The organism is Frankia tisae (assembly GCF_025403405.1).
Taxonomy (GTDB): domain Bacteria; phylum Actinomycetota; class Actinomycetes; order Frankiales; family Frankiaceae; genus Frankia; species Frankia tisai.
Map to the genome: position 1 here is coordinate 1 of NZ_JANEZT010000693.1, position 1,296 is coordinate 1,296.

Consider the following 1,296-nt stretch of genomic DNA (forward strand, 5'->3'; position numbering starts at 1 on the left):
GTGGGCAGGCGGCCGGAGCCGGGAGCCGGGCCGTGGTGTCAGGCCAGCGCGGCGATGACGGTGTCGCCGATGAGTTCGGCGAGCTGGGGTGGCGCACCGCGGCGGGCCCGGATGTGCAACGGCTCGGGGGCGACCGCAGGCAGGTCGTCGCGCCGGACCAGGCCGGGCGGGACCGGGCCGACATCGGCGAGCAGGGCCACCCCGACTCCCGCCCGGGCGGCCTGCAGCACCCCGGCGAGATGACCGGCCTCGCCGACCACCCAGGCGGTGCGCCCGACGCGCGCCAGCGTGTTCAGCGCCTGGCTGCGGATCGTGCACGGATCGTTGATGGCCACCAGGGGCAGCGGACGGTCCGGCGGCGGCGGCGTCCAGCCGGCCGCGGCGTACCAGGCCAGCGGCAGGGCGCCGGCGGGCCGGGACATGGTGGAGCGGGCCGCGCCGATCAGCACGGCGACATCGACCGCGCCCTGGTCGAGTGCCTCGGTGAGGCGAGCCCCCCGGTCGAGCCGGAACTGTACCCGCACATCCGGGAACCCGGTGGTCAGCGCCGCCATCCACAACGGCAGCAGATGATCCGCGGCGTGCTCGGTGGCGCCGACGGTGATCGTGGACGGCCGCGCCGCGGCGCCGACGCCGAGCTGCTCGAGCGTGCCGTCGTGCAGGGCGAGGATCCGTCGCGCCGCGGCGAGCAGGAGCTCGCCATCGGGGGTGAAGCGGGTGGCCCGGCCGTCCGGCTCGACCAGCGGGCGCCCGACCGTTTTCTCCAGCCGCCGGACATGCTGGCTCACGGCGGACTGGGAGACGCACAGACTCTCCGCGGCCCGCCGGAAGCCGCCGCTGTCGGCGATCGTGATGAGGCTACGCAAAGCGTTTATGTCGAGCACGGAGGACACACGGCGCACGATACACCAACCGATCGCAAATCCTGATCGGTGCGATCGCGGATCTGCGTTGGACAACCGATGGAAAACCCACGATTCTCATAGACATGGTCGGTGAGTCGCGCGCAATCCGGTACGGGCAGGTCAACGCCCCTCGTGCCGGCTGTGCCGTCACCGTCCCGTTGCCACGGCGGATGTTGACTCGTCGACGGGTCGTCGATTTCGGTATCCTCGCCTCGTCCTGTTGTCGCTGCCGCTGACGCGGTTCGCACCGCCGGCCCCAGTCGGATCCGGGCGTTGCCCCGGCCTCGCCTGACAGCGCCGGCCTGGGGACGCCGCGGCCGGCCGGGCATCTTCCCCCTCCTGCCGCAACCGCCGCGTGCCGGGCATCCTGGCCCGCCGCGACGTGCGGCGC

General features: G+C 73.6%; 1 protein-coding gene. It reads right to left on the reverse strand.

Annotation, left to right across the window (positions count from 1 at the left end):
• Positions 1-38: 38 nt before the first annotated feature.
• A complete protein-coding gene (locus NBZ85_RS31165; RefSeq protein WP_261560725.1) occupies positions 39-893 on the reverse strand; it encodes a LysR family transcriptional regulator in 855 nt (284 codons plus the stop codon).
• Between the last annotated feature and the right edge of the window lie 403 nt (positions 894-1,296).